The sequence below is a fragment of the Actinokineospora sp. HUAS TT18 genome (assembly GCF_051364635.1).
Lineage (GTDB): Bacteria > Actinomycetota > Actinomycetes > Mycobacteriales > Pseudonocardiaceae > Actinokineospora.
In genome coordinates, this window is sequence record NZ_CP195645.1 from 1,074,405 (window position 1) to 1,097,733 (window position 23,329).

23 protein-coding genes are annotated in these 23,329 nt (G+C 70.7%); 12 read left to right on the forward strand and 11 right to left on the reverse strand.

All coding sequences use genetic code 11. The annotated features are described in order from the left end of the window. The first annotated feature begins 27 nt into the window (after positions 1-27). Together ACSHT8_RS04745 and ACSHT8_RS04750 are read left to right on the forward strand one after the other, a co-directional pair. Positions 28-657: a dihydrofolate reductase family protein gene (locus ACSHT8_RS04745; protein ID WP_436498048.1), complete on the forward strand. Its 630-nt coding sequence runs from the start codon at positions 28-30 to the stop codon at positions 655-657. Beyond that, a complete protein-coding gene (locus ACSHT8_RS04750) occupies positions 654-1,814 on the forward strand; it encodes a tyrosine-type recombinase/integrase (protein WP_436498050.1) in 1,161 nt (386 codons plus the stop codon). Before ACSHT8_RS04745 ends, ACSHT8_RS04750 begins: the two co-directional genes overlap by 4 nt. Here ACSHT8_RS04750 and ACSHT8_RS04755 read toward each other — a convergent pair. Both ACSHT8_RS04755 and ACSHT8_RS04760 read right to left on the reverse strand, forming a co-directional pair. Continuing rightward, the gene (locus ACSHT8_RS04755; RefSeq protein WP_436498052.1) at positions 1,782-2,897 is read right to left on the reverse strand and encodes an MFS transporter; all 1,116 of its coding nucleotides are present in this window, start codon (positions 2,895-2,897) and stop codon (positions 1,782-1,784) included. The genes ACSHT8_RS04750 and ACSHT8_RS04755 overlap by 33 nt on opposite strands. 78 nt (positions 2,898-2,975) lie before the next feature. After that, on the reverse strand, positions 2,976-3,926 hold the full coding sequence (locus tag ACSHT8_RS04760) for an RluA family pseudouridine synthase (protein WP_436498054.1): 951 nt from the start codon (positions 3,924-3,926) through the stop codon (positions 2,976-2,978). A 186-nt stretch (positions 3,927-4,112) separates the two neighbouring features. Here ACSHT8_RS04760 and ACSHT8_RS04765 point away from each other — a divergent pair, with 186 nt between their 5' ends. Beyond that, positions 4,113-5,306 (forward strand): hypothetical protein, encoded by a 1,194-nt coding sequence (locus ACSHT8_RS04765; RefSeq protein ID WP_436498056.1) that lies wholly within the window; start codon positions 4,113-4,115, stop codon positions 5,304-5,306. A 9-nt stretch (positions 5,307-5,315) separates the two neighbouring features. After that, positions 5,316-5,879 carry a DinB family protein gene (locus ACSHT8_RS04770; RefSeq protein WP_436498058.1) on the forward strand — a complete coding sequence of 188 codons (564 nt, stop codon included), beginning with the start codon at positions 5,316-5,318 and terminating at the stop codon, positions 5,877-5,879. A 4-nt stretch (positions 5,880-5,883) separates the two neighbouring features. Here the strand turns inward: ACSHT8_RS04770 and ACSHT8_RS04775 are convergent, their stop codons facing one another. The 5 genes from ACSHT8_RS04775 to ACSHT8_RS04795 all read right to left on the reverse strand — a co-directional run bounded on the left by ACSHT8_RS04775 (position 5,884) and on the right by ACSHT8_RS04795 (position 11,933). Continuing rightward, positions 5,884-6,849: a tyrosine-type recombinase/integrase gene (locus ACSHT8_RS04775; RefSeq protein ID WP_436498059.1), complete on the reverse strand. Its 966-nt coding sequence runs from the start codon at positions 6,847-6,849 to the stop codon at positions 5,884-5,886. A 17-nt stretch (positions 6,850-6,866) separates the two neighbouring features. Next, entirely contained in the window at positions 6,867-7,787 is a 921-nt protein-coding gene (locus tag ACSHT8_RS04780) for a formylglycine-generating enzyme family protein (protein ID WP_436498061.1), read from the reverse strand. 55 nt (positions 7,788-7,842) lie between these two features. Then, positions 7,843-9,150, reverse strand: coding sequence for a sulfatase family protein (locus tag ACSHT8_RS04785; protein WP_436498063.1), 1,308 nt, complete (start codon positions 9,148-9,150; stop codon positions 7,843-7,845). A gap of 694 nt (positions 9,151-9,844) precedes the next feature. After that, the gene (locus ACSHT8_RS04790) at positions 9,845-11,443 is read right to left on the reverse strand and encodes a peptide-N4-asparagine amidase (protein ID WP_436498065.1); all 1,599 of its coding nucleotides are present in this window, start codon (positions 11,441-11,443) and stop codon (positions 9,845-9,847) included. An 82-nt stretch (positions 11,444-11,525) separates the two neighbouring features. After that, the gene (locus tag ACSHT8_RS04795; RefSeq protein ID WP_436498066.1) at positions 11,526-11,933 is read right to left on the reverse strand and encodes an STAS domain-containing protein; all 408 of its coding nucleotides are present in this window, start codon (positions 11,931-11,933) and stop codon (positions 11,526-11,528) included. A 129-nt stretch (positions 11,934-12,062) separates the two neighbouring features. Here ACSHT8_RS04795 and add point away from each other — a divergent pair, with 129 nt between their 5' ends. Next, positions 12,063-13,103, forward strand: a complete 1,041-nt coding sequence (gene add, locus ACSHT8_RS04800; RefSeq protein ID WP_436498068.1) for an adenosine deaminase — start codon at positions 12,063-12,065, stop codon at positions 13,101-13,103. Here add and ACSHT8_RS04805 read toward each other — a convergent pair. Next, a complete protein-coding gene (locus ACSHT8_RS04805; RefSeq protein WP_436498070.1) occupies positions 13,020-14,258 on the reverse strand; it encodes an MFS transporter in 1,239 nt (412 codons plus the stop codon). The two genes, add and ACSHT8_RS04805, sit on opposite strands and share 84 nt — an antisense overlap. Before the next feature lie 79 nt (positions 14,259-14,337). Here ACSHT8_RS04805 and ACSHT8_RS04810 point away from each other — a divergent pair, with 79 nt between their 5' ends. The 7 genes from ACSHT8_RS04810 to ACSHT8_RS04840 all read left to right on the forward strand — a co-directional run bounded on the left by ACSHT8_RS04810 (position 14,338) and on the right by ACSHT8_RS04840 (position 20,695). Further along, a complete protein-coding gene (locus ACSHT8_RS04810) occupies positions 14,338-15,741 on the forward strand; it encodes a PLP-dependent aminotransferase family protein (protein WP_436498072.1) in 1,404 nt (467 codons plus the stop codon). Continuing rightward, positions 15,738-16,379, forward strand: coding sequence for an O-methyltransferase (locus ACSHT8_RS04815; protein ID WP_436498074.1), 642 nt, complete (start codon positions 15,738-15,740; stop codon positions 16,377-16,379). Before ACSHT8_RS04810 ends, ACSHT8_RS04815 begins: the two co-directional genes overlap by 4 nt. Then, positions 16,376-16,891: a chloramphenicol phosphotransferase CPT gene (gene cpt, locus ACSHT8_RS04820; RefSeq protein ID WP_436498075.1), complete on the forward strand. Its 516-nt coding sequence runs from the start codon at positions 16,376-16,378 to the stop codon at positions 16,889-16,891. The genes ACSHT8_RS04815 and cpt overlap by 4 nt, the downstream gene beginning before the upstream one ends. A 39-nt stretch (positions 16,892-16,930) precedes the next feature. Further along, positions 16,931-17,893 carry a helix-turn-helix transcriptional regulator gene (locus ACSHT8_RS04825; RefSeq protein ID WP_436498077.1) on the forward strand — a complete coding sequence of 321 codons (963 nt, stop codon included), beginning with the start codon at positions 16,931-16,933 and terminating at the stop codon, positions 17,891-17,893. 48 nt (positions 17,894-17,941) lie between these two features. Further along, positions 17,942-18,841, forward strand: coding sequence for a sucrase ferredoxin (locus tag ACSHT8_RS04830; RefSeq protein WP_436498079.1), 900 nt, complete (start codon positions 17,942-17,944; stop codon positions 18,839-18,841). Between the two features lie 2 nt (positions 18,842-18,843). Continuing rightward, positions 18,844-19,923 carry a winged helix DNA-binding domain-containing protein gene (locus ACSHT8_RS04835; protein WP_436498080.1) on the forward strand — a complete coding sequence of 360 codons (1,080 nt, stop codon included), beginning with the start codon at positions 18,844-18,846 and terminating at the stop codon, positions 19,921-19,923. Between the two features lie 73 nt (positions 19,924-19,996). After that, complete coding sequence (locus tag ACSHT8_RS04840; RefSeq protein ID WP_436498082.1) at positions 19,997-20,695, forward strand: methyltransferase; 699 nt, start codon at positions 19,997-19,999, stop codon at positions 20,693-20,695. Here the strand turns inward: ACSHT8_RS04840 and ACSHT8_RS04845 are convergent. Genes ACSHT8_RS04845 through ACSHT8_RS04855 form a run of 3 tightly spaced genes read right to left on the reverse strand, consistent with a single transcriptional unit; the run spans position 20,655 to position 23,235 of the window. After that, on the reverse strand, positions 20,655-21,929 hold the full coding sequence (locus ACSHT8_RS04845) for an SPFH domain-containing protein (RefSeq protein WP_436498083.1): 1,275 nt from the start codon (positions 21,927-21,929) through the stop codon (positions 20,655-20,657). The genes ACSHT8_RS04840 and ACSHT8_RS04845 overlap by 41 nt on opposite strands. A 20-nt stretch (positions 21,930-21,949) precedes the next feature. Then, positions 21,950-22,375 (reverse strand): NfeD family protein, encoded by a 426-nt coding sequence (locus ACSHT8_RS04850; RefSeq protein ID WP_436498085.1) that lies wholly within the window; start codon positions 22,373-22,375, stop codon positions 21,950-21,952. A 53-nt stretch (positions 22,376-22,428) separates the two neighbouring features. After that, entirely contained in the window at positions 22,429-23,235 is an 807-nt protein-coding gene (locus tag ACSHT8_RS04855) for a DUF3097 domain-containing protein (RefSeq protein WP_436498087.1), read from the reverse strand. Positions 23,236-23,329 lie beyond the last annotated feature (94 nt).

The following is a 23,329-nucleotide window of genomic DNA, read 5'->3' on the forward strand; positions in this document are numbered from 1 at the left end:
GTAAGCCAATCCGGGTAGGTTGACCGCATGCCAAAGCTGCGCGTGCACAACTTCTCGGTGTCCCTCGACGGCTATGGGGCGGGCCCGAACCAGAGCAGGCAGGAACCGCTGGGGGAGAACGGCGAACTGCTCCACGAGTGGATGTTCGCCACGAAAACCGTGAAGGGGCCCGACGGCACCGAAGGACTCGACGACGAGGCCGTCGTGCGGGGCGACGACAACATCGGCGCCACGATCATGGGCCGCAACATGTTCGGCCCGGTCCGCGGCCCGTGGCCGGACCACGCCTGGAAGGGCTGGTGGGGCGAGAACCCGCCCTACCACCACGACGTGTTCGTCATGACCCACCACCCGCGCCCGTCGTTCGACATGGCGGGCGGCACCACGTTCCACTTCACCGACGAGACCCCCGAAGCCGTCCTCGAACGCGCGTTCGAAGCGGCAGGCGGCAAGGACGTGCGCCTGGGCGGCGGCGCCTCGACCGTCCAGCAGTTCCTCGACGCAGGCCTGGTCGACGAGCTGCACTTCGTGATCGTCCCCGTCCTCCTCGGGGGCGGGGAACGCCTGTTCGACAACCTGGGCGACCTGACCGGGTACCGGGTCGCCGAACTGGTGAGCTCACCGGCGGCCACCCACGCCCGGATCGTCCGCGCGTGACCCTTGTCCCGCACGCCGAGGTCTGGCCGGGGGTCACCGACCCGGCCAGGCTGTTGGCGCACATCGCCGACTGGCTGCTCGGCTACGCCAACCGCGCCACCCGCACCAAGTACGCCGAATCCCTCGGCCTGCCGGTGAGCACCGCGGACCTGGAGCCGTGGCGAGCCCACCCCGACCTGGCCGCCGTCGTCCCCGCCTACGCCCACGCCCTCGGCATCCCCACCACACAGCCGACCCCCACCCGCACCCCGCCGCCCGCGCGACGCGGCCGCCTGCGCCACCTGCACTGGCTGCGGTGGTGCGCCGCCCACGGGGTCGACCCGCTGCGCGCGAACACCACCCACGTCAAAGAGTGGCTCGACGACCTCACCGACCAGGGCGCGGCGAAAGCCACCCGCGACCGCATGCTCGGCACCCTCAAAGCCCTCTACGCCCACCTCGCCGAAGCAGGCGTCATCGCCGCCAACCCGGCCGCCCTGTCCCGCCGCCGACTCAACGTCGCCACCGACCACGACACCACCCGCACCGTCACCCTCACCGCCGACCAGGTCCGCGCCCTGCTCACCGCCGCGGCGACCCCACGCCCGGGCCGCGACCGCCTCGGCACCCGCCGCGCCACCGCCGTGGTCGCCCTGTTCACCCTCGGCATCCGCGTCTCGGAGCTGTGCGACCTGACCCGCGCCGACCTGCACTCCACCCGCGGCCGCACCGCGCTGCGCGTGCCAGGCAAGGGCGACAAACCCCGCATCGTCTACCTGTCGGGCCTGGCCAACGACGCACTCAACGCCTACCTGCACGAACGCTCCACCGACACCGCCCCCGCCCGCCGCGGCCACGTCAAAGCGGGCACCGAACCGCTGGTCGCCACCCGCGACGGCACCCCCATGGCCCGCGCCGACGTGTGGGCCCTGCTGCGCCGCGTCGCCGCGTCGGCAGGCCCGGACCTGGCCGACGTGGCCACCCGCATCCACCCCCACGCGCTGCGCCACTTCTACGTCACCGCCGCGGTCGAGGCGGGCGCGGAACTGGTCACCGTGCAGGCCGACGTAGGCCACGCCAGCGTCGACACCACCAACCGCACCTACAACTCCGCGGCCCGCGACCCCGGCCGCAGCGCCGTCGACCTAGTCGCCGACCTGATCCGCGGCGAGGGCTGACCGCGCACGCAGCCAGCGGGGGAGCAGCAACGCCACGAACGCGACCAGCGCCGCCACCCCGAACACCTCACCGACCGCCCACGCCCCGTACAGCGCGACCGCCGACACCTCGACCCCGATCTCGGCGACCGAGGTGACCGTGGCGCGGGCGGGCCCCTCGATCGTGTCCTGCAGCCGCGCCTCCCCGACGACCAGCACCAACCGGTACAGCCCGTAGAACACCGCGACCGCCACCAACCCGACCGGCGCGCGCAGCACCCCGGAGAACACCAGCACCAACACCGCCGCACCCAGCACCAACGCCAACGTCACCGTGGTCAACCGGTTCGCGAAGCCACCGAGAGACGCACCCGCGGCACCGGCGAGCGGGATCGCGGCCATCGCCACCGGCACCCACCCCGACGGCACACCCCAGTCCTGCGCCATCAGCGGGAAGTACTCCTCGAACGCGTCGAGACCGCCCAGCAGCGCCACCACGATCACCGCGTGCCGCACGTGCACACTGCGCGCGGCCTCCCGCACCCCCGCCCTGAGCAGGTCGACGTAGCCGAGGTCGCCGTCCTCCTCACGCGGCGGCTCCGGGAACAGCCACGCCACGCCCGCCGCGGCCAGACACACCCCGACGCTGACCCACCCGGCCAGCTGGTAGCCGCCGACGTGGAACAACAGGGTCGCCAACCCGGCCGTGGGGATCTCCGTGACCAGGTTCAACGCCGTCACCCGGCCGTTGACCTGCGCGAACCGCGACTCCTCACCATGGGCGGCCAAACCGTCGTAGAGCAGCGCGTCGAACGCGCCGGACTCCAGCGCGCCACCCAGACCCCACAACACGAAACCCACCGCGAACCCGGCGAACCCCGGCAGCGTCACCCACACCACGTAGCCGACGGCCTGCAACAGACTCGCCGCGACCAGCGCCGAACGCCGGGAGAACCGGTCGGCCAACGCACCCAACGGAACCTCGGCCAGGATCGCGACCGTCGACCAGATCAGGAACAACGCCGAGATCTCCGCCCCGGACAACCCGGTGTCGGAGAACAGCACGGCGTACAGCGGGTAGATCGGCACCAAATAGGTGAGCACCGCCCACCACATCGACACCCGGACCAACCCGGACGTGGACTCAGCGTGGGAACGTCAACCGAACGGCATGCGAAGAGATTAGCCGCCGACGACCGGACCCGCCGCCGAATTCCCCCAGGGGTCATCCCAGGCCGCCAGCCGCAGCCCGCTCTCGAACCGGCGCGGCTCACCCGACACCGGATCGGTGAACTCCAGCACCTTCGCCAACAACTGCAGCGGCCGCGTGAAGTCACCGAGCGGCTTCTCGGTCAGCACGGGGTAGAAGTCGTCACCGAGGATCGGCACACCCAGACCACTCATGTGCAGCCGCAGCTGGTGCGTCCGACCGGTCTCCGGCAACAGCCGATACCGGCCCAGCCCACCGCGCGCCTCGATCAGCTCCACCCGCGTCCGCGCGTTCGGCTCACCCTCGACCTCCTGGGCGGTGATGATCCCACGCTCCTTGACGATGCGGCTCTCCACCGTCACCGGCAGCTCCAGCGCCGGATCATGCCGGGCCACCGCCTCGTACTCCTTGCCGACCTTCCGGTCCCGGAACATCGTCTGATACCTGCCGCGCAACTCAGGACGCACCACGAACAGCAACAGCCCCGCGGTCACCCGATCCAACCGGTGCGCCGGACTCAACGCCGGAATCCCCAGCTCCTGACGCAACCGCACCAACGCGGTCTGCACGATGTGCTGCCCACGCGGGATCGTCGCCAGGAAATGCGGCTTGTCCACGACCAGGATGTCCTCATCACGGTGCACGACCCCGATGTCGAACGGCACCGGCACCTCCACCGGCAGATCCCGGTGAAACCACACGAACGACCCCGGAACATAAGGCGCGTCCACCGCCACCGGCCCGTCGAGCCCGTGGATCCGCTCCTCCCGCAACATCACATCGATGCGATCAGGACCAACCCGGGGGAGACGCTCCACCAGGTGATCCCTGATCGTCGCCCACCCACCCTCCTCCGGCAGCCGCAACCGCGCGGCGTCAAGGCCGTGCCGCTGCGGCAAGGGGGAGCGAAGCTTGCGTCTCATCCCGGCCAGCGTAAACGGCCCCTCACCCGGACACCGGAACCGACCACCCCGAAAACGTGAGACCCTGAAGACCTCAGCGCGGAAAATCCCCGCGCCACTCGGCCCGGAGCGGACGCCGCCTCATCCAGGCGCGTTTCACCGCCCCCGGTTCACACCCCACCAGGGAGATCCTCCATCACCATCTCTGTGCCCGCACCCACGCTCGCCCACACCAGCCCCCGCACCCTCACCGACATCTACGGCCCCGACATCGCCGTCTGCGCCCGCCCCGCCCAAGAAGCCACCGTCCCCGCCGCCCGCCACCGCGCCACCCGCGACGCACTCACCGCCCGACCCCTGCCCGTCGCCGCCGACACCCCCATCATCTGCAGCGCGGGCGGCACCGACCCCACCCTCCTCGCCGAACTCCGCGACGGCGGCCTCCCCGTCGGCACCGACCCCCGCGAATTCCGCACCGAAACCGAATTCACCACCCGCGTCGCCGAAGCACTCAGCGACGGCCTGCGCCTGTCCATGGAATACCCCCAACCCACCACCCTCTGCCCCGACGAACGCTCACTCAAAAGCGCCGAACTCGTCGGCTACCTCAACAACAAAGCCAGCATCAGCACCTTCGTCGACCCCCGCTTCCAAGCCCGCCGCGCCATCGTCACCACCGACGAACTCCCCGACGCCGCACCCGCCGAGAAGTCCTGGGTCCTCAAAGCCGCCACCAACGCCGCCCACGGCGCCAGCCTCGACGTCTACCTCCACCACGCGGGCGACCCCATCGCCCTACCCGCCTTCACCGACATCCTCACCGAGGTCGTCGTCGAGGAATACCTCCACATCCACCGCAACTGGGGCATCCAACTCCACATCGCCGCCGACGCCACCGCCCGCCTCCTCGCCGTTACCGACCAACGCGTCGACGCCGCGGGCATCTACACCGGCGGCCGCTTCGGCACCGTCGAACCCCTGCCCGCCGACCTGCTCACCGAATGCCTCGCCATCGCCCAACGCGCCGCCGACGTCGGCTACCGCGGCATGTGCAGCCTCGACTGCGCCCAAACCCGCGACGGCAGACTCGTCATGCTCGACCTCAACTTCCGCATCACCAGCGGCTCCATCCCACTGCTCGCCCTGCGCACCATCCGCCCCGACGCCCTCGACCGCCCCGCCGAGTCCCTAAAAATCACCACCACCGCCCCCATCGCCGACCTCCTGACCGCCCTGCGCCCCGCCATCCGCTCCGGCGGCCTCATCGTCACCGGCGGCCACGACACCCGCCGCACCGACAACCCCATCCCGGAAAGCATCGTCCACCTCCTGGTCTTCGGCGACGACCCCGACGACGTCACCGCCCGCCGCGCCGCACTCGAGGCCATCTACAAGTCGTAGGCTCGCCCCATGATCGACGACTTCGCGAAGGAGTACCTGCACAGCGACCTGCGAGAGGCCCGCGAGGTGATGCTCGGCAAGCTCGACGGGCTGGGCGACTACGAGATCCGCCGACCCATGACACCGACGGGAACCAACCTCCTCGGGCTGGTCAAACACCTGACGCTGTCGGAGTCCCGGTACTTCGGCGCGGTCTTCGACCGACCATTCCCCGAACCCCTGCCCAGCTGGGACGACCTCGGCGCGCGCGGAACCGACATGTGGGCCACAGAACACGAGACCCGCGCGGAGATCACCGCCCGCTACCGGCGCGTCTGGGCGCACTCCGACGCCACGATCGCCGCCCTCCCCATCGACGCGCCCGGCCACGTGCCCTGGTGGCCACGTCCCGACGTGATGCTGTTCAACGTCATGGTCCACCTGCTCACCGAGACCAGCAGGCACGCCGGACACGCCGACATCCTCCGCGAGCACCTCGACGGCACCACCGAACACGCCAAGCCCCACGACGCGGCCTTCTGGGCGGCCCGCCGGGCGGAGATCGAACGAGCCGCCCAAGCCGCCACCGCTTGACGCGTCACTCCGCCAGATCAGCCAACACCTGATAAGTCCGGTTGCTCGCCGCCGCCGCCCGGCGGTGAGCGCCCGTGGCCTCGATGTAGTTCTGGCTCGTGTTCAAACTCGCGTGCCCCAGCAACGCCATGATCTCCACCGCGTTCGCGCCATCCTCAGCCAACCGCGTCGCGAACGTGTGCCGCAACGCGTGCAGATTCGCCCCCGCGGGCACCCGATCATGCATCCCCGCCGCCCGGAAACACGACTTCACCAGGTAATCCAACGCACCCCGCCCGATCGCCGACCCATCCGAACCCACCACCAACGGCGACTCACCATCGAACCGCGCCGCCGGGAACCGCTCCTCACACGACCGCACATACGCCGAGATCACCCGCTCCATCGGCGCCTCGATCGGAATCGACCGCTCCTGGTTGCCCTTCCCACGCACGAACAACCGCCGCTCACCAGCCCGACCCACCACCGACGACCGCACCAACGCCCGCATCTCCGACGACCGCAGACCAGCCACCAAACCCAACGCCAACACCAACAGATCCCGCTCCGGCCACGGCTCCCGCGCCCGCCGCGCCCCACCCGCGATCGCCGACAACAACTGCTCCGGCGTCGACTCACCCCGCAGCGGCTTCGGCGACAACGGCGCCGCCCGCGGCCGACCGATCGCCCCCATCGGATTCCCCGCGCACAACCCGTCGGCCACACAGAACTGGAAGAACTGGTTCCACGTCGACCACGCCCGCGCAACCGAGCTCTTCGCGTGCGTGTCCGCGAACACCCCGAACGCCGCCCGCAACACCCCAGACGACACCTCCGCCAGCGACACCTCAGCCAGCGGAACACCCACCTCGTCCACCACACACGCCGACACCACCGCCAAGTCCCGCCGATACGCCGCCGTGGTGTGCGGCGAATCCTTACGAGCCTTCCGCGCGACGAAGAACGCGTCCTGCGCCTCGATCAACTTCACCGTGCGTGTATACCCGCTCACCCCGACAATCCCGCCGCCACCCGGAACCCGATGTTCCCCGTCGAACTGTCCGGCGTCGCCGAACTCCGCGCCGCCACCCGATACCGGTTGCAGTACGACTCATGGCACATGTGCGACCCACCCCGCATCACCCGCGACGACCCGACCCCAGGCCCCACCGGATCCACCCGCGGCCCCGACACATGAAAGTCCGCGCTGAACCAGTCCGCACACCACTCCCACACATTCCCCGCCACATTGAACAACCCATAACCATTGGGGCGGAACGACTTCACCGGCGCCGTCCCCGCGAACCCGTCCTCACCCGTGTCCACCTCCGGGAACCGCCCCTGCCAGATGTTGCACTCATGCCGACCCCGCGGCGCCAACTCGTCACCCCACGGATACCGCGCCTGCACCAACCCACCCCGCGCCGCGAACTCCCACTCCGCCTCCGTCGGCAGCCGCGTCCCCGACCACGCGCAATACGCCTGCGCGTCCGCCCACGACACATGCACCACCGGATGACTCTGCCGAGCCGAGATCACCGACCCCGGCCCCTCCGGCGCCCGCCACGTCGCCCCCGCCACCGCCCGCCACCACGGCGTCCGGTCGACAGCGGGGGAGCGGTCCCCCTCGGCCAGGAACCCCGCGTAGACGAACGAGAACCCGAACCGCTCCGCGTCGGTCCGATACCCCGTCGCCTTCACGAACGTCGCGAACTGGCTGTTCGTCACCGCCGTCGGCTCGATCGCGAACGGACTCAGCGTCACCTCCCGCACCGGACCCTCACCGTCGGCCGGATACCCGACGCCGTCGTCGGTGCCCATCAGAAACGCCCCACCCGGCAACCGCACCATCCGCTTCGTCGGCACCGACCGCGCGGCGACCACCACGGCACCACCCTCGGCGTCCCGCTCAGGCGTGCAGCACGACATCCCGCCTCCTTCCCCAAAGGGGTGGGGCGCCCGGAGACGCCCCACCCCGACTCGGCTAGCTCGCCCGGTCCGCCGCCAACTTCGCGGCCAACGCCGGGATGCCCCACGCCTGCTCCTGCGCCGGACTCGCCCCGTGCAGCTTGTTCACCAGCTGATATGGGTCGTTGACCAGGTCGTAGTACTCCCGGAACCGCACCTGACCCGTCCCCACCTGCGCGCCACTCGCGTCGGTGTGGACGTCGTAGTACTCCACGTACTGCTCAGTCGTGCTCACATACGACGCCCAGCTGTCCTTCACCCCAGCGGTGCCCTGCTTCCACCACTCGGTCAGGATGTGCGTCCGACTCGCCGCCGACAGCAGCGACTGCCCGTCCGGCGACCCCGCAGGAGTCACCCCAGCCGCGTCCAGGATCGTCGGCGCGACGTCGATGTTCGCCACGATCCGGTTGTCCACCGTCCCGCCGCCCAGGCCCGCGGCGGGCCAGGTCAGGTAGAACGGCACCTCGTGGGCGGGGGAGTAGGGCGTGCCCTTGCCGAGCAGGCCGTGGTCGGCCCAGTGGTAGCCGTTGTCCGGCACATAGATCACCAGCGTGTTGTCCAGCTGCCCGAGCGCGGCCAGCTTGTCCTTGAACGCCTGCACCGCGTCGTCGACCGACAGCAGGCTCCGCAACTGCCGCTGCCGCTGCGCCTTGCCGTCGGCCAGCGTGTTCGTCGCGTCCTTGACGTACTGCGGCTTGTCGCTGCGGTCGGCCTCCGGCACCGACGGCCGCCCGTTCCACACCGGCACCACCGCGTCGGCGTACTTGGCCTCGGGCACGTTCGGCTCGTGCGAGGCGTACGGGGTGAAGACCGCGAACCACGGCCGGGTGTCGGTCGTGGACTTGTCGATGAAGTTCAGCGTCCGGTTCCGCAGGACGTTCGTGGTGTACCCGGAAATCGTCTTCACGGTCCCGTTGTCGTTGTACTGCCCGTCCACGAACGTCGGCTTCAGCACCAGCCAGCTGTCGAACCCCGGCGGGTTGTCACTCAACGTCCACGAGTTGAGGTATTTGCCGAACAGACCCGTCCGATAACCGGCCTGCTTCAGCTGCCGCTGCACGGTCGTGCTCTGATCCAGGTTGTACGGATGCCCGTTGTCGCGAACACCGTGGTTGTGGGCGTACTTGCCCGAGAACACCGACGCCCGCGACGGCGCGCACAGCGGCGTGGTCACATGGGCGTTGCTGAACCGGACACCCTGCCCGGCGATCCAGTCGAACGTCTTCTGCGTGGCCCACTGCGTGTGCTTGGGCTGGTCGTCGGTGACGATCAACAGCACGTTCGGCCTGGTCGCGGCCGTCGACCCGGTCACAGCCGACGCCACACCCGGCACCGCCGCGGCCGCCGCAACAGCGGCCGACCCAGCGATGAAACCGCGCCGCGAAACAGAGGTGCTTTCACTTTCGCTCATCGAATGCTCTCCCATTCAGGGCATGCCAAATAGAGCGTGGAATAGGGAAGAAAGGGGAGGGGGACTACGCCTGAGGCGGACAAAGCGCGCTGGCGACCGCGCCGAAGTCGACGTGAATTCGCGCGGTCAGGAACTGCCCGAATGTCATGCACCCGAGGGTATTGGCCACCTCGGAACGCTCACAAGGCGCCGTCCGGCTCGTCCCACATGTCGATACGTCGAATTGATGCATAATAGACGTTATGCATGAAACAGGTGTTCGAGTGAGGGTGTCCGCCATGGGGGATATTCCGGCGCGACCTTGACCTCCAGGGCGTCGTGCGCACCGGCTGTCGGCTCCCCGACGAACATCCAGACGACGTCTCGCGCGCTTGGCTTCGATCAGACTTTCCGGCCGACCGGGCTGACGTCGGCCGTCTGAGCGACTGCCGCGACACGCCCGCCCATACAGGTTAATAACGTCACCGTGACGCTACGACCTGGTGCGGGCGGACGTTATCAGGCCATGTACGTAAGTTCGATAATCGACATTATGTAAAGTAAGACGTTCGAGGGTCCGAGTCTGCTGGTCGCCCAGACGGTCCTGGGCGACCAGCAGACCGACGCGTCAGCAACCCAGCGTGTCCCCCACGAACCAGCCGTTGATCTGCTTGAGCGTCCGGTCGTAACACCCGTCCGTCCCGGTCACCTTGTACCGCTGCGTCGACTGCCCAACCGCGTGACGATCAGGCCGCGGCACCCCCAGGGTCCACGTGGCGTCCCCGCTGAAGGTGTCCGCCAGCGATCGGCGATGCACTCCGGCGACGCCCGCGCTGAGGTCGTCGGAGTAGTCGCCGAGTGCCAGGTCTGTGCGGAGCCTGTCCCCCGCGCCGATCGAGATCGTTCCGTCCATTGTGTACTTCTTGGTCGACGTCGTCACCCCGACGCCGGACACCGCGACCGTCGATTTGTCCGTCCACCAAGCGTGTTGCGTGTCGGGGTTCTCGTCGGCGCCCCAGTGGTGTTTGTTGTCGTTGGCGAGCTCGCGGGTCACGGTGGTGACGACGCGCCCGTGGGAGGTCTGGACGTAGCCGACCGCGGTGAACCGGTGCGCTGCCACCACATCCACATGCTTGCCCGCGCCATCCTCATAGGACCGCACGGTGTTGGTCAACTCCCCCAGCTTCGCCGCGAGCAGCCCGCCGGTGACGCGGGTGCTGCCGTGGTCGCGCCAGGCTTGGAAGTTGATCGGGGTGTCCCATCCGGCCTGTCCGGCGGGGACGCCGATGGTGCGCACGGTGACGTTGTGGGCGGCGCCGTCGGTGAGGGCGCCGAGGAACGGGGTCAGGTCGTAGCGCAGGGGCTGGATGTCGAAGGCGCGCGGGGCGGGGATCACGTACCAGAGGAACGGGTTGGACCAGCCGCCGGTGTAGATGTGCGGGTAGGGCGCGGCGATGCCGGCGAGCTGGCCGTCGATCAGGACCTGCACTTCGCGGTATGGCCCGTTCTCGGCGGTACCGCAGGAGTAGCCGGTGGCCGAGGGTGTGGTGCCGTACCAGAACTCTTCGCAGCCGCCGCCGGAGCCGGTGGCGTGGACTTCGGCGATGAGGCGTTCGGTGTTGGCGGGGATGGTGACCTTGCCGTGCAGGGCGCCGTCGGTCTGGGTGGGGTTGGCGAGGGCGATGACGTCGTCGGCGGCGTCGGCGGGGCCGTGGCCGGGGCCGGTTTGGTAGAAGGTCAGGGTGACGCGGGTGTCGAGGATGCCGGTGTAGGTGTCGTTGACGACGTTGCCGATGAGCATCCAGACGGGCTGCGGTGTGCGCAGGACGGGTGCGTAGGCGCTGATGTCTTTCTCGACCTGCCAGCGGATGCCGTCGGGTGAGGGTTCGGCGGTGGAGGTCTTGAAGATGGTGACGTCGCCGACGCGGAGGGCGCCGAGGCGGTCGTACTGGCGGCCCGCGATGGAGGTGTCCATGCGCAGGATGACCTTGTTCCAGGGGCCCGCGCAGTCGGCGGGTGGGGTGTAGGTGCCGGTGAAGGGGGTGAAGTCGCGGAACTGGTAGTTGACCAGGTCGACGGTGCAGGCCTTCGTTGGCGGGGTGGTGATGGCGGGTGCCGCGGTGCGCGGGTCGTCCCAGTCGGTGCCGAATTCCGGCGGTGTCGCGTGCGCGGTGGTCGCGCTGAGGGCGAGCAGGGCGGCGACAGCGCCGAGGACGAAACGTTTCACCCGGACTCCTTCGGTGGTGCGTTATTTGCACCCTATGGAGCCGGCCGCAGGAGAATCTATCCGGCGGATGGTCTAAACCTGGTTAGGCGATGAGCCAGCTCGAGGTGCCGAACTGGGCTGGTTCGACGGCGCGGGGCAGGGTGGGGGTGATGGTGATGTCTTCGTCGAGTTGGGTCATGTGGAGGCAGGCGAGGACGGGTCCGCAGGCCAGGACGCGCAGGGTGCGGTCGCGGCGGGCGCAGGCGCGGTAGGCGCGGGAGAGCACGGCGGTGCTGGCCCAGCTGAGGAAGGTGACGCCGGTGAGGTCGATGACGACGCGTTTGGTGTCGTCGTCGGAGGTGCAGGCGGCCATGACGTGGTCGTGCCATGGGCCTTCGGTGGCGAGGTCGATGCGGCCGGTGGCGGCGATGGCGACGGTGCGGCCGGTGCGTTCGACGCTGAGGCGCAGTTCTCGTCTGGCTTGTTCGGCGGGTGTTCGTGCGAACTTCAATGCCACTGGTGTCCCCGTTTCCTGGTGGAAGTCTGTGCCCTACTCCCCCCTTGATCTGATTGGTCGGGGAAAGGTTGCCTCAGTTCCGAGATTCTCAAACCGGTTGTCCGTCTCGGTAGCGTTGTGGGTGTGAAATCGCTGGTCACGCTGCCGAAGGTGCATCTGCACGTTCATCTGGAAAGCACCATACGCCGGAGCACGTTGGTCGAGTTGGCCCAGACCAATGGGCTGCCCTCCCCCGCTTCGGGGCCGTTCGCGTTCTCGGGGTTCCGGGAGTTCGGGGATTTCAATTCGGGGGTGCGGGCGTGTCTGGTGCGGCCGGAGGACTTTCACCGGGTGGCGGTGGAGTTCTGCGCGGATGAGGCGGCTCAGGGTGCGCGGTATGCGGAGGTGACGTTCACGGCGGCGTCGCATGGTGAGCGGTTGGGTGACTTGGAGATGCCGATCGCCGCTGTTGTGGAGGGGTTGGCGGAGGGTCGGCGGCGTTATGGGGTGGCGACGGGGTTGGTTCTGGATCATTCGCGGCGTCGGTCGGTGGCTCGGGCGCGGGTGACGGTGGAGTTGGCGTCGCGGTTCGGTGCGGTCGGGGTGGGGTTGGCCGGGGATGAGGCGTTCCCGGCGGCGCCGTTCGCACGGGTGTTCGAGGAGGCGCGGGCGGTGGGGCTGCGGGTGGTGCATCACGCGGGTGAGTGCGCGGGTCCGGCGAGTGTTCGGGAGGCGCTGGCCGTGGGTGCGGAGCGGTTGGGGCATGGGGTGCGGGTGGTGGAGGACCGCGAGGTGACCGCTGAGGTGCGGGAGTTGGGGGTGCCGCTGGAGGTGTGTCCGTCGTCGAATGTGGTGTTGGGGGTGGTGCCGTCGTGGGCGGAGCACCCGTTGCCTCGGCTGGTGGAGGCGGGCTTGGTGGTCACGTTGAACACCGACATCCCGAACGTCACGGGCACGACGCTGCTGGACGAGTTCGTCCTGGCGCGGGAGGTGTTCGGGTTCGACGACGGCGTGTTGGCGGGGTTCGCGGCGGCGTCGGTGCGGGCGTCGTTCGCGCCGGAGGCGGTGAAGCGGGAGTTGTTGGCTGGGATCGCGTCCTGGTCAGCGGGCGCCGACGAGGACGGGTGCCTCGGTGGTGGCGGGGCGGGTGCGGGCGGCCCAGCGGACGGCGGGTCCCATGGCTAGGGCCGCGCCGAGGAACAGGGCGCCGAGGATGAGCCAGCCGAGCAGGCCCCAGGTGAGGATCATGGTGGTGAGCAGCAGGGGGCCGACCATGCGGGCCACGGCGAAGCCGGAGCCGAAGAATCCCTGGTATTGGCCGTGTTTGTCGGCGGGGGCGAGGTCGAAGCTGACGGCGTAGGCGCCTGCGCTGTGGAGCATCTCGCCGAGGGCCTGGAGTGCGGCGGCGGCCAGGAGGATGGCGCAGGCGATCCAGGGTGGGCCGCCCGCGGCGGTGAGGGCGAAGGCGAGGCAGGAGGCGAGCAGGATGGTGCCGCCGTGGCGGATGGAGCGGGCGGCGCTGGGCAGGCTGGTGACGCGGCGGGCCAGGCGCACCTGGAAGAGGACCACGGAGGTGGTGTTGATGACGAGCAGGGTGGACACCATCCAGGTGGGGGCGGCGGTGCGGGTGACGATCCACAGTGGGATGGCGAGGTTGATCAGTGGGATGTGCAGTTGCAGGACGGTGTTGAGCAGGGTGACCACGGCGTAGGGCCGGTCGCGCAGCACCGCGAGCCGCGGTTCGCCTTTGACGGCGGGGACGCCTGCGATGGCGGGAGCGCCGCGGAGGATGAGTGCGCAGCCGAGGAAGGCGAGTGCGTCGATGGCGAACACCGCGAGGTAGGCGGCGGTGGTGTCCAGTTGCAGGGCGAGGCCGCCGAGTGCGGCGCCGACGGCGAGCCCGGCGTTGAGGGTGGACTGCAGGTGGGCGCGGACCTCGGTGCGGGTGGCGGGGTCGACGGACCCGGCGAGCAGGGCTTGGCGGGCCGCGGTGAGCCCGCACTGGCACACCGCGTAGACGATCGCGGCGGCGATGAACAGCGGGAAGGTGCGCACGAACAGGAACGCGCTGATCGCCACGGCGGTGGCCACGGCGAGGCCGATGGCGACGCGGCGGGCGCCGAGACGGTCGGCGGCGTGGCCCAGTGGGACCCCGGCGAGGAACCCGACGGCCCAGCCGAGGGTGAGGCCGAGGCCGATCTGCGCTGGGGACAGGCCGACGACGCGGGTGAAGAACAGCGCGGAGGTCACGTAGAACGCGCCGTCGCCCACGGAGTTGGTGAGCTGCGCGAACGCGAGGGTTCGGGCGGGTCCGGGGGCGGGGATGATGCGGCTCGTCATGGCCTGAAACCTACGGCCGGGATTGGCTGGCGATAAGCTCCAATTCGTGGTGATCTGTTTGGGCCAATGAGGGGTGGCTGTGGACGTTCACGTGACGCTGACCGGCCGCGGTGACCTGGCCGCGCAGATCTACCGGCAGCTCCTCGACGCCGTGCTCGACGGCAGGCTGCGCCCTGGGGAGCGCCTGCCGCCGAGCCGGGAGCTGGCGGTGAGCCTGGCGGTGTCGCGCAACACCGTGGCCGCCGCCTACGACCGGCTCACCGCCGAGGGGTTCCTCGTCGGCAGGGTCGGCGCAGGCACGTTCGTCGGCGAGCACCCCGTCAGCCGCGCCCGCTCAGCTCCCGGCGGACACGGGGTACTCCCCCGCGCCCAGTGGCGTGAGCTGCCCGAGCGCGCGGAGCCGTGGCGGCCGCGGTTCGACTTCCGGGTCGGTGTCCCCGACGTGGAGCTGTTCCCGTGGCAGAGCTGGCGTCGGCTGGTCGCGGGCGCGTTGCGCTGGTCGGCGGTGCGGTCGGCCGACTACGCCGACCCCGCGGGCTCCCCCGAGCTGCGTGCCGCGATCGCCCGCCACATCGGCCTGTCCCGCTCGGTGCGGGCGGGCGCCGACGACGTGGTGGTCACCGCGGGCGCCCAGCAGGCCCTCGATCTGGTCAGCCGGGTGCTCGTCGACCCCGGTGACGTCGTGGCCGTCGAGGAACCCGGCTACGGGCCCGCGCGGGCCCTGTTCGCCGCGCACGGCGCGAAGGTCGTCGGTGTCCCGGTCGACGCCGAGGGGCTCGACGTGTCCCGGCTGCCCGCGCGCGCACGCCTCGTCTACACGACGCCGTCGCACCAGTTCCCGCTCGGCATGGCGATGTCGGCGGCCCGGCGGGCGGCGCTGCTGGAGTGGGCGACGCGGGCGGGCGCGGTGGTCGTGGAGGACGACTACGACAGTGAGTTCCGGTTCTCCGACCGGCCGCTGCAGCCGCTGCAGAGCCTCGACCGGCAGGGCCGCGTCGTCTATGTCGGCACGTTCTCCAAGACGCTGCTGCCGTTGCTGCGCCTGGGGTTCCTGGTGGCGCCCGCGACGCTGCGGCCCGCGCTGACCGCGGCGCGGCAGCTCACCGACTGGCACAGCGAACTGGCAGGTCAGGCCGCGTTGGCCCGGTTCATCGACGAGGGCCTGCTCGCCCGGCACGTCCGCAGGGCGGGCCGCGAATACGGGCGACGCCACGCCCTGATCGCCGCTACCGTCGAACGTGACTTCGCCAAGGCCCGGTTGATTCCGTCGGCGGCGGGGTTGCATGTGTGCCTGGACAGCGATGTACCCATGGAGGGGTTCGCCCGGCGCGCGCGGGAGCGCGGTGTCGGGGTCAACACGATCGAGGGGCTGTGCCCCGACACCGGGGGCCGTACCGGGTTCGCGCTGGGGTTCGGCGCGGTGCGGTTCGACGACATCGATGAGGGCCTCGCGGTGCTGCGGGGCTGTCTGGAGGACGAGTGAGCGGCTGGGACGCGGTCGACGACTACTTCACCGAACGGCTGGTGCCCGACGCGGCCGAGCATGTGCTCGCCGCCAGCGACGCCGCGGCGCTGCCCGCGATCAACGTCGCCCCCAACCAGGGCAAGCTGCTGCACCTGTTCGCCCGCATGGCGGGCGCGCGCCGGGTGCTGGAGATCGGCACGCTCGGCGGGTACAGCACGATCTGGTTGGCCCGCGCGCTGCCCGTGGGCGGTGAGGTGGTCACGATCGAACACGACGCCCGCTACGCCGAGGTCGCGCGCGCCAATGTCGCGGAGGCGGGAGTGGCTGACCGGGTCGACGTGCATGTCGGTGAGGCGCTGGCTGTGCTGCCGGAGCTGACGGGGCCGTTCGACCTGGTGTTCATCGACGCCGACAAGGTCAACAACCCGCACTACTTCGCGTGGGCGCTGCGCCTGAGCAGGCCGGGCACGGTGATCGTGGTCGACAACGTTGTCCGCGGCGGCGCGGTGGTCGACGCCGACAGCATCGACCCGTCGGTGGTGGGCACCCGCGCGGTGATCGACCTGATGGCCGAGGACCCGCGCGTGGACGCCACGGCGTTGCAGACGGTGGGCGGGAAGGGTTGGGACGGGTTCGCGCTGGCCCTGGTCCGATGACCGGCGTGATCGTGCTCAACGGCGGTTCCAGCTCCGGCAAGACCAGCGTCGCCCGCTGCCTGCAGACGCTGCTGCCCGGGCCGTGGCTGGTCCTCGGGGTCGACACCCTCATCGACGCGCTTCCCGCCGCGGGCGCGGGCGTCGACTTCGCCGACGACGGCGGGGTGAGCGTGGACGCCGGGTTCCGGTCGGTGGAGGCGGCGTGGAACACCGGGATCGCCGCGATGGTCCGCGCGGGCGCCCGGGTGGTCATCGATGACGTCTTCCTCGGCGGCGCCGCTTCCCAGCGGCGGCTGCGCACCGCGTTCGACGGGCTCGACGTGCTGTGGGTCGGGGTCCGCTGCGACGCGGCGGTGGCCGCCGAGCGGGAGGCCGCGCGCGGTGACCGGGTCACCGGCATGGCCGCCACCCAGGCCGACCTCGTCCACCGGGGCGTCACCTACGACCTGGAAGTCGACACCACCCACACCGAAACGATGGAGTGCGCGAAGGCCATCGCCGCCCGCGTCTAGCGGACAGAACCTGTCCGGGATGGGTGCGACACTGGGCGGGTGTTGGAGACCTCGGCGCGGCTGCTGCGCCTGCTGTCACTGCTGCAGACCAGGCGCGACTGGTCGGGCGCGGACCTGGCCGACCGGCTCGGCGTCACCGACCGCACGGTGCGCCGCGACATCGACAAGCTGCGCTCCCTGGGCTACCCCGTGCACGCCGTCACCGGCACCGCGGGCGGCTACCGGCTCGGCGCGGGGGCCGACCTGCCGCCGCTGCTGCTCGACGACGACGAGGCCGTCGCCGTGGCCATCGGGCTGCGCACGGCCTCCGGCGGCACGATCGCGGGCATCGAGGAGACCTCCGTGCGCGCGCTGGCCAAGCTGGAGCAGGTGCTGCCCTCGCGGCTGCGTCACCGCGTCCACGCCCTGCAGTCGGTCACCCTGCCCATCCCCCACAGCGGCCCCACCGTCGACTCCGCCACCCTCACCGCCATCGCAGGCGCCTGCCGCGCCAACGAGCGTCTCCGCTTCGACTACCGCGGCCACGACGGCACCGAGAGCCTGCGCGACGTCGAACCCCACCGCCTCGTCCACACCGGACGCCGCTGGTACTTGGTCGCCTACGACACCGGACGCGGCGACTGGCGCACCTTCCGCGTCGACCGGCTCACCCCGCGCGTGCCCACCGGGCCCCGCTTCGTCCCCCGCGACCCGCCCGCCGAGGACATGGCCGCCTACACCGCCCACGGCCTGTCCACCCGCGCCTACCGCCACCAAGCCGTCATCACCCTGCACATGTCCGCCGAGGAGGCCGCCGAACACATCTCCCCCACCTCCGGCGTCCTCGAACCCGTCGACGAGGGCCACTGCACCCTGCGCGCCGGGGCCAACCACCTCGACGGGATCGCCGTGTGGATCTCCCTGATCGGCTGCGAGTTCGACGTCGTCGAACCACCCGAGCTGATCGCGAAACTGCGGGACATGGCCGGGCGCATCGCCCGCGCCGCCGACCGCGCCGAATGACCTTCCCCCGAACGAGTGGGGACTCGTCATTCGTTCGGCGGTACCGGCATGAGAGTGTTGCACCCGATGGCCACGACACTGCCCGACACCGCGTGCTCCGCGCTGTCCCGGGCCCTCAACGAACCACTCGCGGGCACCGCGGCGACCGCGACCACCTGGCTGTGCCTCGACCAGCCCGGACCGTGGGGCCGCGACGCACTCGTCGACAGCCACCTCGACCACGCCGTCGGCGCCGAACTCGTCGCCCGCACCAAGGGCACCGGGGTCCGCGTCGTGCTGATCCGCCGCCCCGGCATGCACCCCGACCGGCACGTGAGCGGCCCCACCAGGATCTACGCCGCCCACACCGCCCCCGGCCGCACCAGCCTGCGCCACGCCACCGTGGCCGAACCCAAAGACCTCCTCGACCTCGACTTCACCGCGCTCGGCGCCGGGAACCTCGACGGCTTCGGCGAACTCGTGGCGGGCCCGCTGCTGCTGGTGTGCACCAACGGCCGCCGCGACGTGTGCTGCGCCGTGCGCGGCCGCCCCATCGCCGAGGAACTCGCCTTCGACCACGGCGACACCGTGTGGGAGTGCACCCACATCGGCGGCCACCGCTTCGCCCCCACCGCGCTGCTGCTGCCCACCGGCTACTCCTACGGCGCCATCGACACCGACTTCGCCCGCGGCCTGCTCACCGACGGCGTCGTCACCGACCGCTCCCGGGGCCGCTCCACCTGGCCCGCCGCCGGTCAGGCCGCCGAACTGGCCGTGCGCACCCACTTCGACATCACCGACCCCGACGCCCTCACCGTCCACCCGGGCGAGCGGTGGACCGTCACCCACACCGACGGCCGCACCTGGCGCGTCGAGGTCACCGAGCACACCGCCGGACCCGACCGGCCCGCCAGCTGCGGCGCCCTCCCCGGCCCCGCGATCACCCACACGGTCGACCGAATCACCTGACCATGAACGTCACCCGCGCCCAAGTCCTGGCCTACCGCGTCGCCCGACACGGCCTGCACCGCGACAACGCGCCGACGGTGCTCGACCTCGGTGTCCAGGACGCGGGCAACGGCTCCCCGCTGGTCGCCCTCGCCGCCCGCGGCCTGGACCCCGACGACTCCCTCACCACCGTGTGGACCTTCCGCGGCGCCCCACACCTGATGCGCCGCACCGACGTCCCCGCCCTGGCCAAAGCCCTGTGGCCACGCAGCGAGACCGACGCGCTCGCCCGCCTGTCCGGCGCCGGGACGGTATTCAAGAAGGCCGGGGTGTCCGGGCTGACCGCGTTCACCGACGCCGCCCACGCCATGCACGACGTCGTCACCACCGAGATCACCCGCGGCGACGTCAGCACCGAAGTCACCCGGAGACTGCCCGCCGAGTACTCCTACGACTGCCGCACCTGCGAGGCCACCCACATCTACGGCAGCCTCTTCCAACTCGTCGGCCTCGCCGCGGGCGTCGAGGTCCTCGGCCAGACCCGCCCCACCCGGCTGCGCCCCCTCGCCAACCGCCACCCCGTGCCCAAGGCCACGACCGGCGCCGCCCCCGCGATCGTGGACTACCTGCGGCTGCACGGCCCCGCGACCGTCGCGGAGGTCGCCGCCTTCCTGGAGACCACCCGCAAAGAGGCCACCGCCATGTGGCCCGACGGCCTGGCCGAGGTGACTGTCGACGGCCGGGCCGCGTTCCTGCCGGAGTCCGACGTGGACACCCTGCGGTCGGCGCCCGACCCGGACCCGGTGCGGCTGCTGCCCCCGCTGGACCCATTCCTCCAGGCCCGCGACCGTGACCTGCTCGTCCCCGACCCCGCCCACCGCAAAGCCCTGTGGCGCATCATCGGCAACCCCGGCGCCGTCCTCGCGGGCGGCGAGATCGTCGGCACCTGGCGCGCCAAAGCGGGCGGCAGGAAACTCGCCATCACCGTCGAACCGTTCACCAAACTCACCCGCGCCACCCAGAAAGCCGCCGAAACCGAAGCGCAGGTCGCCGCCGCCGCACGCGGGTACGACGAGGCCAAATTCGCGGTCACCATCAGCTGAGAGCACCGCGGAGCGTGTTTCACCGAGGCGAAATTCGGTGTCGCCGCAGGCCGAGCGCTTCTACCGTCCCGGTATGGAGCACACGCCGACCGTCTCCCCCGAGTACGCCGCCCGCGTCAAGGCATGGCACGAGGCCGCCTACCGGGAGTCCCGCCGCGACACCGACGAGACCTTCGACTACCTCGGCCGCACCTTCGTCGTCCCACCCCAGGTGCACCCCATCAACCCGTTCTCCCACCTCCTCGGCGAAGCCGTCCTCACCGAGGTCCAGCCGGGCGACCGGGTCCTGGACATGGGCACCGGCTGCGGAGTCAACGCCATCCTCGCCGCCGCCACCGCAGCCGACGTGGTCGCCGTCGACACCAACCCGCACGCCCTGGCCGCCGCGCGAGCCAACGCCGAACGCAACAACGTCCAGGTCGACGTCCGCCACAGCGACGTGTTCAGCGCCGTCGACGGCCGGTTCGACCTGATCGTGTTCGACCCGCCGTTCCGCTGGTTCACCCCGCGCGACCACCGCGAATCCGCGTCCACCGACGCCGGCTACCGCGCCATGAACACCTTCTTCGCCCAGGCCCGCGACCACCTCACGCCCACCGGCCGAATGCTGATCTTCTTCGGCACCTCAGGCGACCTCGCGCACCTGCACACACAAGCCGAGGCCGCCGGGTTCACCACCGAAGTGGTGGCCACCGACGGCCTCGACAAGGACGGCTGGCACGTGGACTACTTCACCTACCGGATGGTCCCTGCGGCCACTGCGGCGGAGTGATCGACTGCGTCCGCTCCGAGTCATGCTGCTGGTGCTGGACCGGCTGCGGGGCGGGCATCGGCGTCTGCACACCCTGCGGCACCGCGGGCGGCAACGCCTGAACAGCCGCGACCGGCGCCGAAGCGGCGGGCGGCGGCACCTCGGTGCGCGCGACCGCCTCCGCCGCGGCGACGGCCTCGGCGATCCGCGGGTCGGTGGAGGTGTCGAACCAGTCGGCGACCGACGCGTCCTCTTCCTCCGGCCGCGACAGGCCCGGCTCCGGCGCGGGCGGCTCGTAGCGGAACACACCGTCCTCACCGGGCGCGCCCAGCATCCGCGCGAAACCCTCCAGGGACTTGCCGAACTCGGTGGGGATCATCCACACCTTGTTCGCGTCGCCCTGCGCCATCTGCGGCAGCGTCTGCAGATACTGGTAGGCCAGCACCTCCGGCGTCGGCCTGCCCGCCTTGATCGCGGCGAACACCTTCTCGATCGCCTTCGCCTGACCCTGCGCCTGCAGATACCGCGCCGCCCGCTCACCCTGGGCCTTGAGGATCCGTGACTGCCGCTCGGCCTCCGCGGCCATGATCGTGGCCTGCTTGGCGCCCTCCGCCGACAGGATCTGGCTCTGCTTCTGGCCCTCCGCGGTCTTGATCGCCGCCTCACGCTGGCCCTCGGCGTTGAGGATGATCGCGCGCTTCTCCCGGTCGGCGCGCATCTGCTTCTCCATGGAGTCCTGGATGGACGGCGGCGGGTCGATCGCCTTCAACTCCACCCGCGCCACCCGGATACCCCAGCGGCCGGTCTCCTCGTCGAGCACCCCACGCAGCTGACCGTTGATCTGGTCACGCGAGGTCAGCGTCTCCTCCAGCGACATGCCACCGACGACGTTGCGCAGCGTCGTGATCGTCAGCTGCTCCACCGCCACGATGTAGTTCGCGATCTCATAGACCGCGCGCCGCGAGTCGGTGACCTGGAAGTAGATGACCGTGTCGATCGACACCGTCAGGTTGTCCTGGGTGATCACCGGCTGCGGCGGGAACGACACCACCTGCTCACGCAGGTCGATCCGCGCCCGCACCCGGTCCAGGAACGGCACCAGGAAGTTCAGGCCCGGCTCGGCCACGCCCTTGAACCGGCCCAGCCGCTCGATCACCGCCGACTGCGCCTGCGGGATCACCAGGATCGACTTGACCACGATCGTGAGCACGAACAGCACCACGACAGCGGCGACGATGACGGTCGCGCTCACCATGCCTCCAAAATTGTCCACACCTACAGTCGCTCGGACATGACCACCGCGGTCGCGCCGGAGATCTCCACCACCGTGACGATCGTCCCCGGCTCCAGCACCTCTGTCTCGTCGAACGCGCGCGCCGACCAGTCCGAGCCGTTGAGCTTGATCCTGCCACCCGCCCGGTCCACAGTGGACGTCACGGTGGCGCGGGCGCCGGTGAGGGCGGCGACGTTGTCGCGGATGTGCTCACCGTGCATGCGCCGCTTCAGCCACGGCCGCGCCACCGTGATCAGACCGAGCGCGACGAGGGCGAACACCGCCGAGCTGACGAACACATTGCCGAAGGCGAACTCCGCGCCCGCCCCCGCCAAGGCCGCCGAGCCGATCATCAGCAGGACGAAGTCACCCGAGAGGACCTCCGCCGCGATGAGGACCACGCCCGCGATCAGCCAAATCAGCGCCATCCACCTATCGTGACAGAAACCCGCCGGTCACATCCGCCGATCGCACCAAAAGATCACGCGTCGGGGTCGGTCACGAAATCGATGAGCCGCTCCACCGCGCCCACCAGCGGCGGCTCCAGGTCCCGGAACCCCGACACCGCCGCCCGCACCCGCCGCCACCCGTCCGCGGGTTCACCCCAGCCCAGCGCCGAACACACCCCGACCTTCCACTCCGTGCCGCGCGGCACCACCGGCCACGCCTTGATCCCCACCACCGACGGCTTCACCGCCGCCCACACATCCACGAACGGGTGGCCGGTGACTAACACGTTCGAGTCACGCAGCGCGTCGACGATCCGAGACTCCTTGCTGCCCGCCACCAGATGGTCCACCAACACCCCCAGCCGCCTGCCCGGCCCCGTGCCGAACTCCGCGACCCGCTCGGCCAGGTTGTCGATCCCGTCCAACGGCTCCACCACGACACCCTCGACCCGCAGGTCGTGCCCCCACACCAGCTCCACCAGCTCCGCGTCGTGGATGCCCTCCACCCAGATCCGCGACTCCCGCGCCGTGCGCGCCCGCAGACCCTCCACCTTCACCGACCCCGACGCCGACACCTTCTTCACCGGCGCCGCGGCCACCTTCGGCCGCACCAGCGTCACCGGGACACCGTCGAGGAGGAACCCGGCCGGGGTCAGCGGGAACAGCCGCCGCCCGCCGCGGCGGTCCTCCAACACCACATTGCCGTACTCGAAACCCACCACCGCGCCGCAGAACCCGCTCCCCGGGTCCTCCACGACCAGCCCGTTCTCGGCCTCGACCTCGGGGATCTGCTTGCGGGGACGTCCGGACAGGATGTCGCCGTACTCATGGGAACGCACGGCCGCCAACCTATCCAGGCCACCCGATCGGATGGCGCAGGCACGCCGTCGGAAGATTTCTCCCGATTCGCCCGTCGGAGTTCCCCGCCCCCGG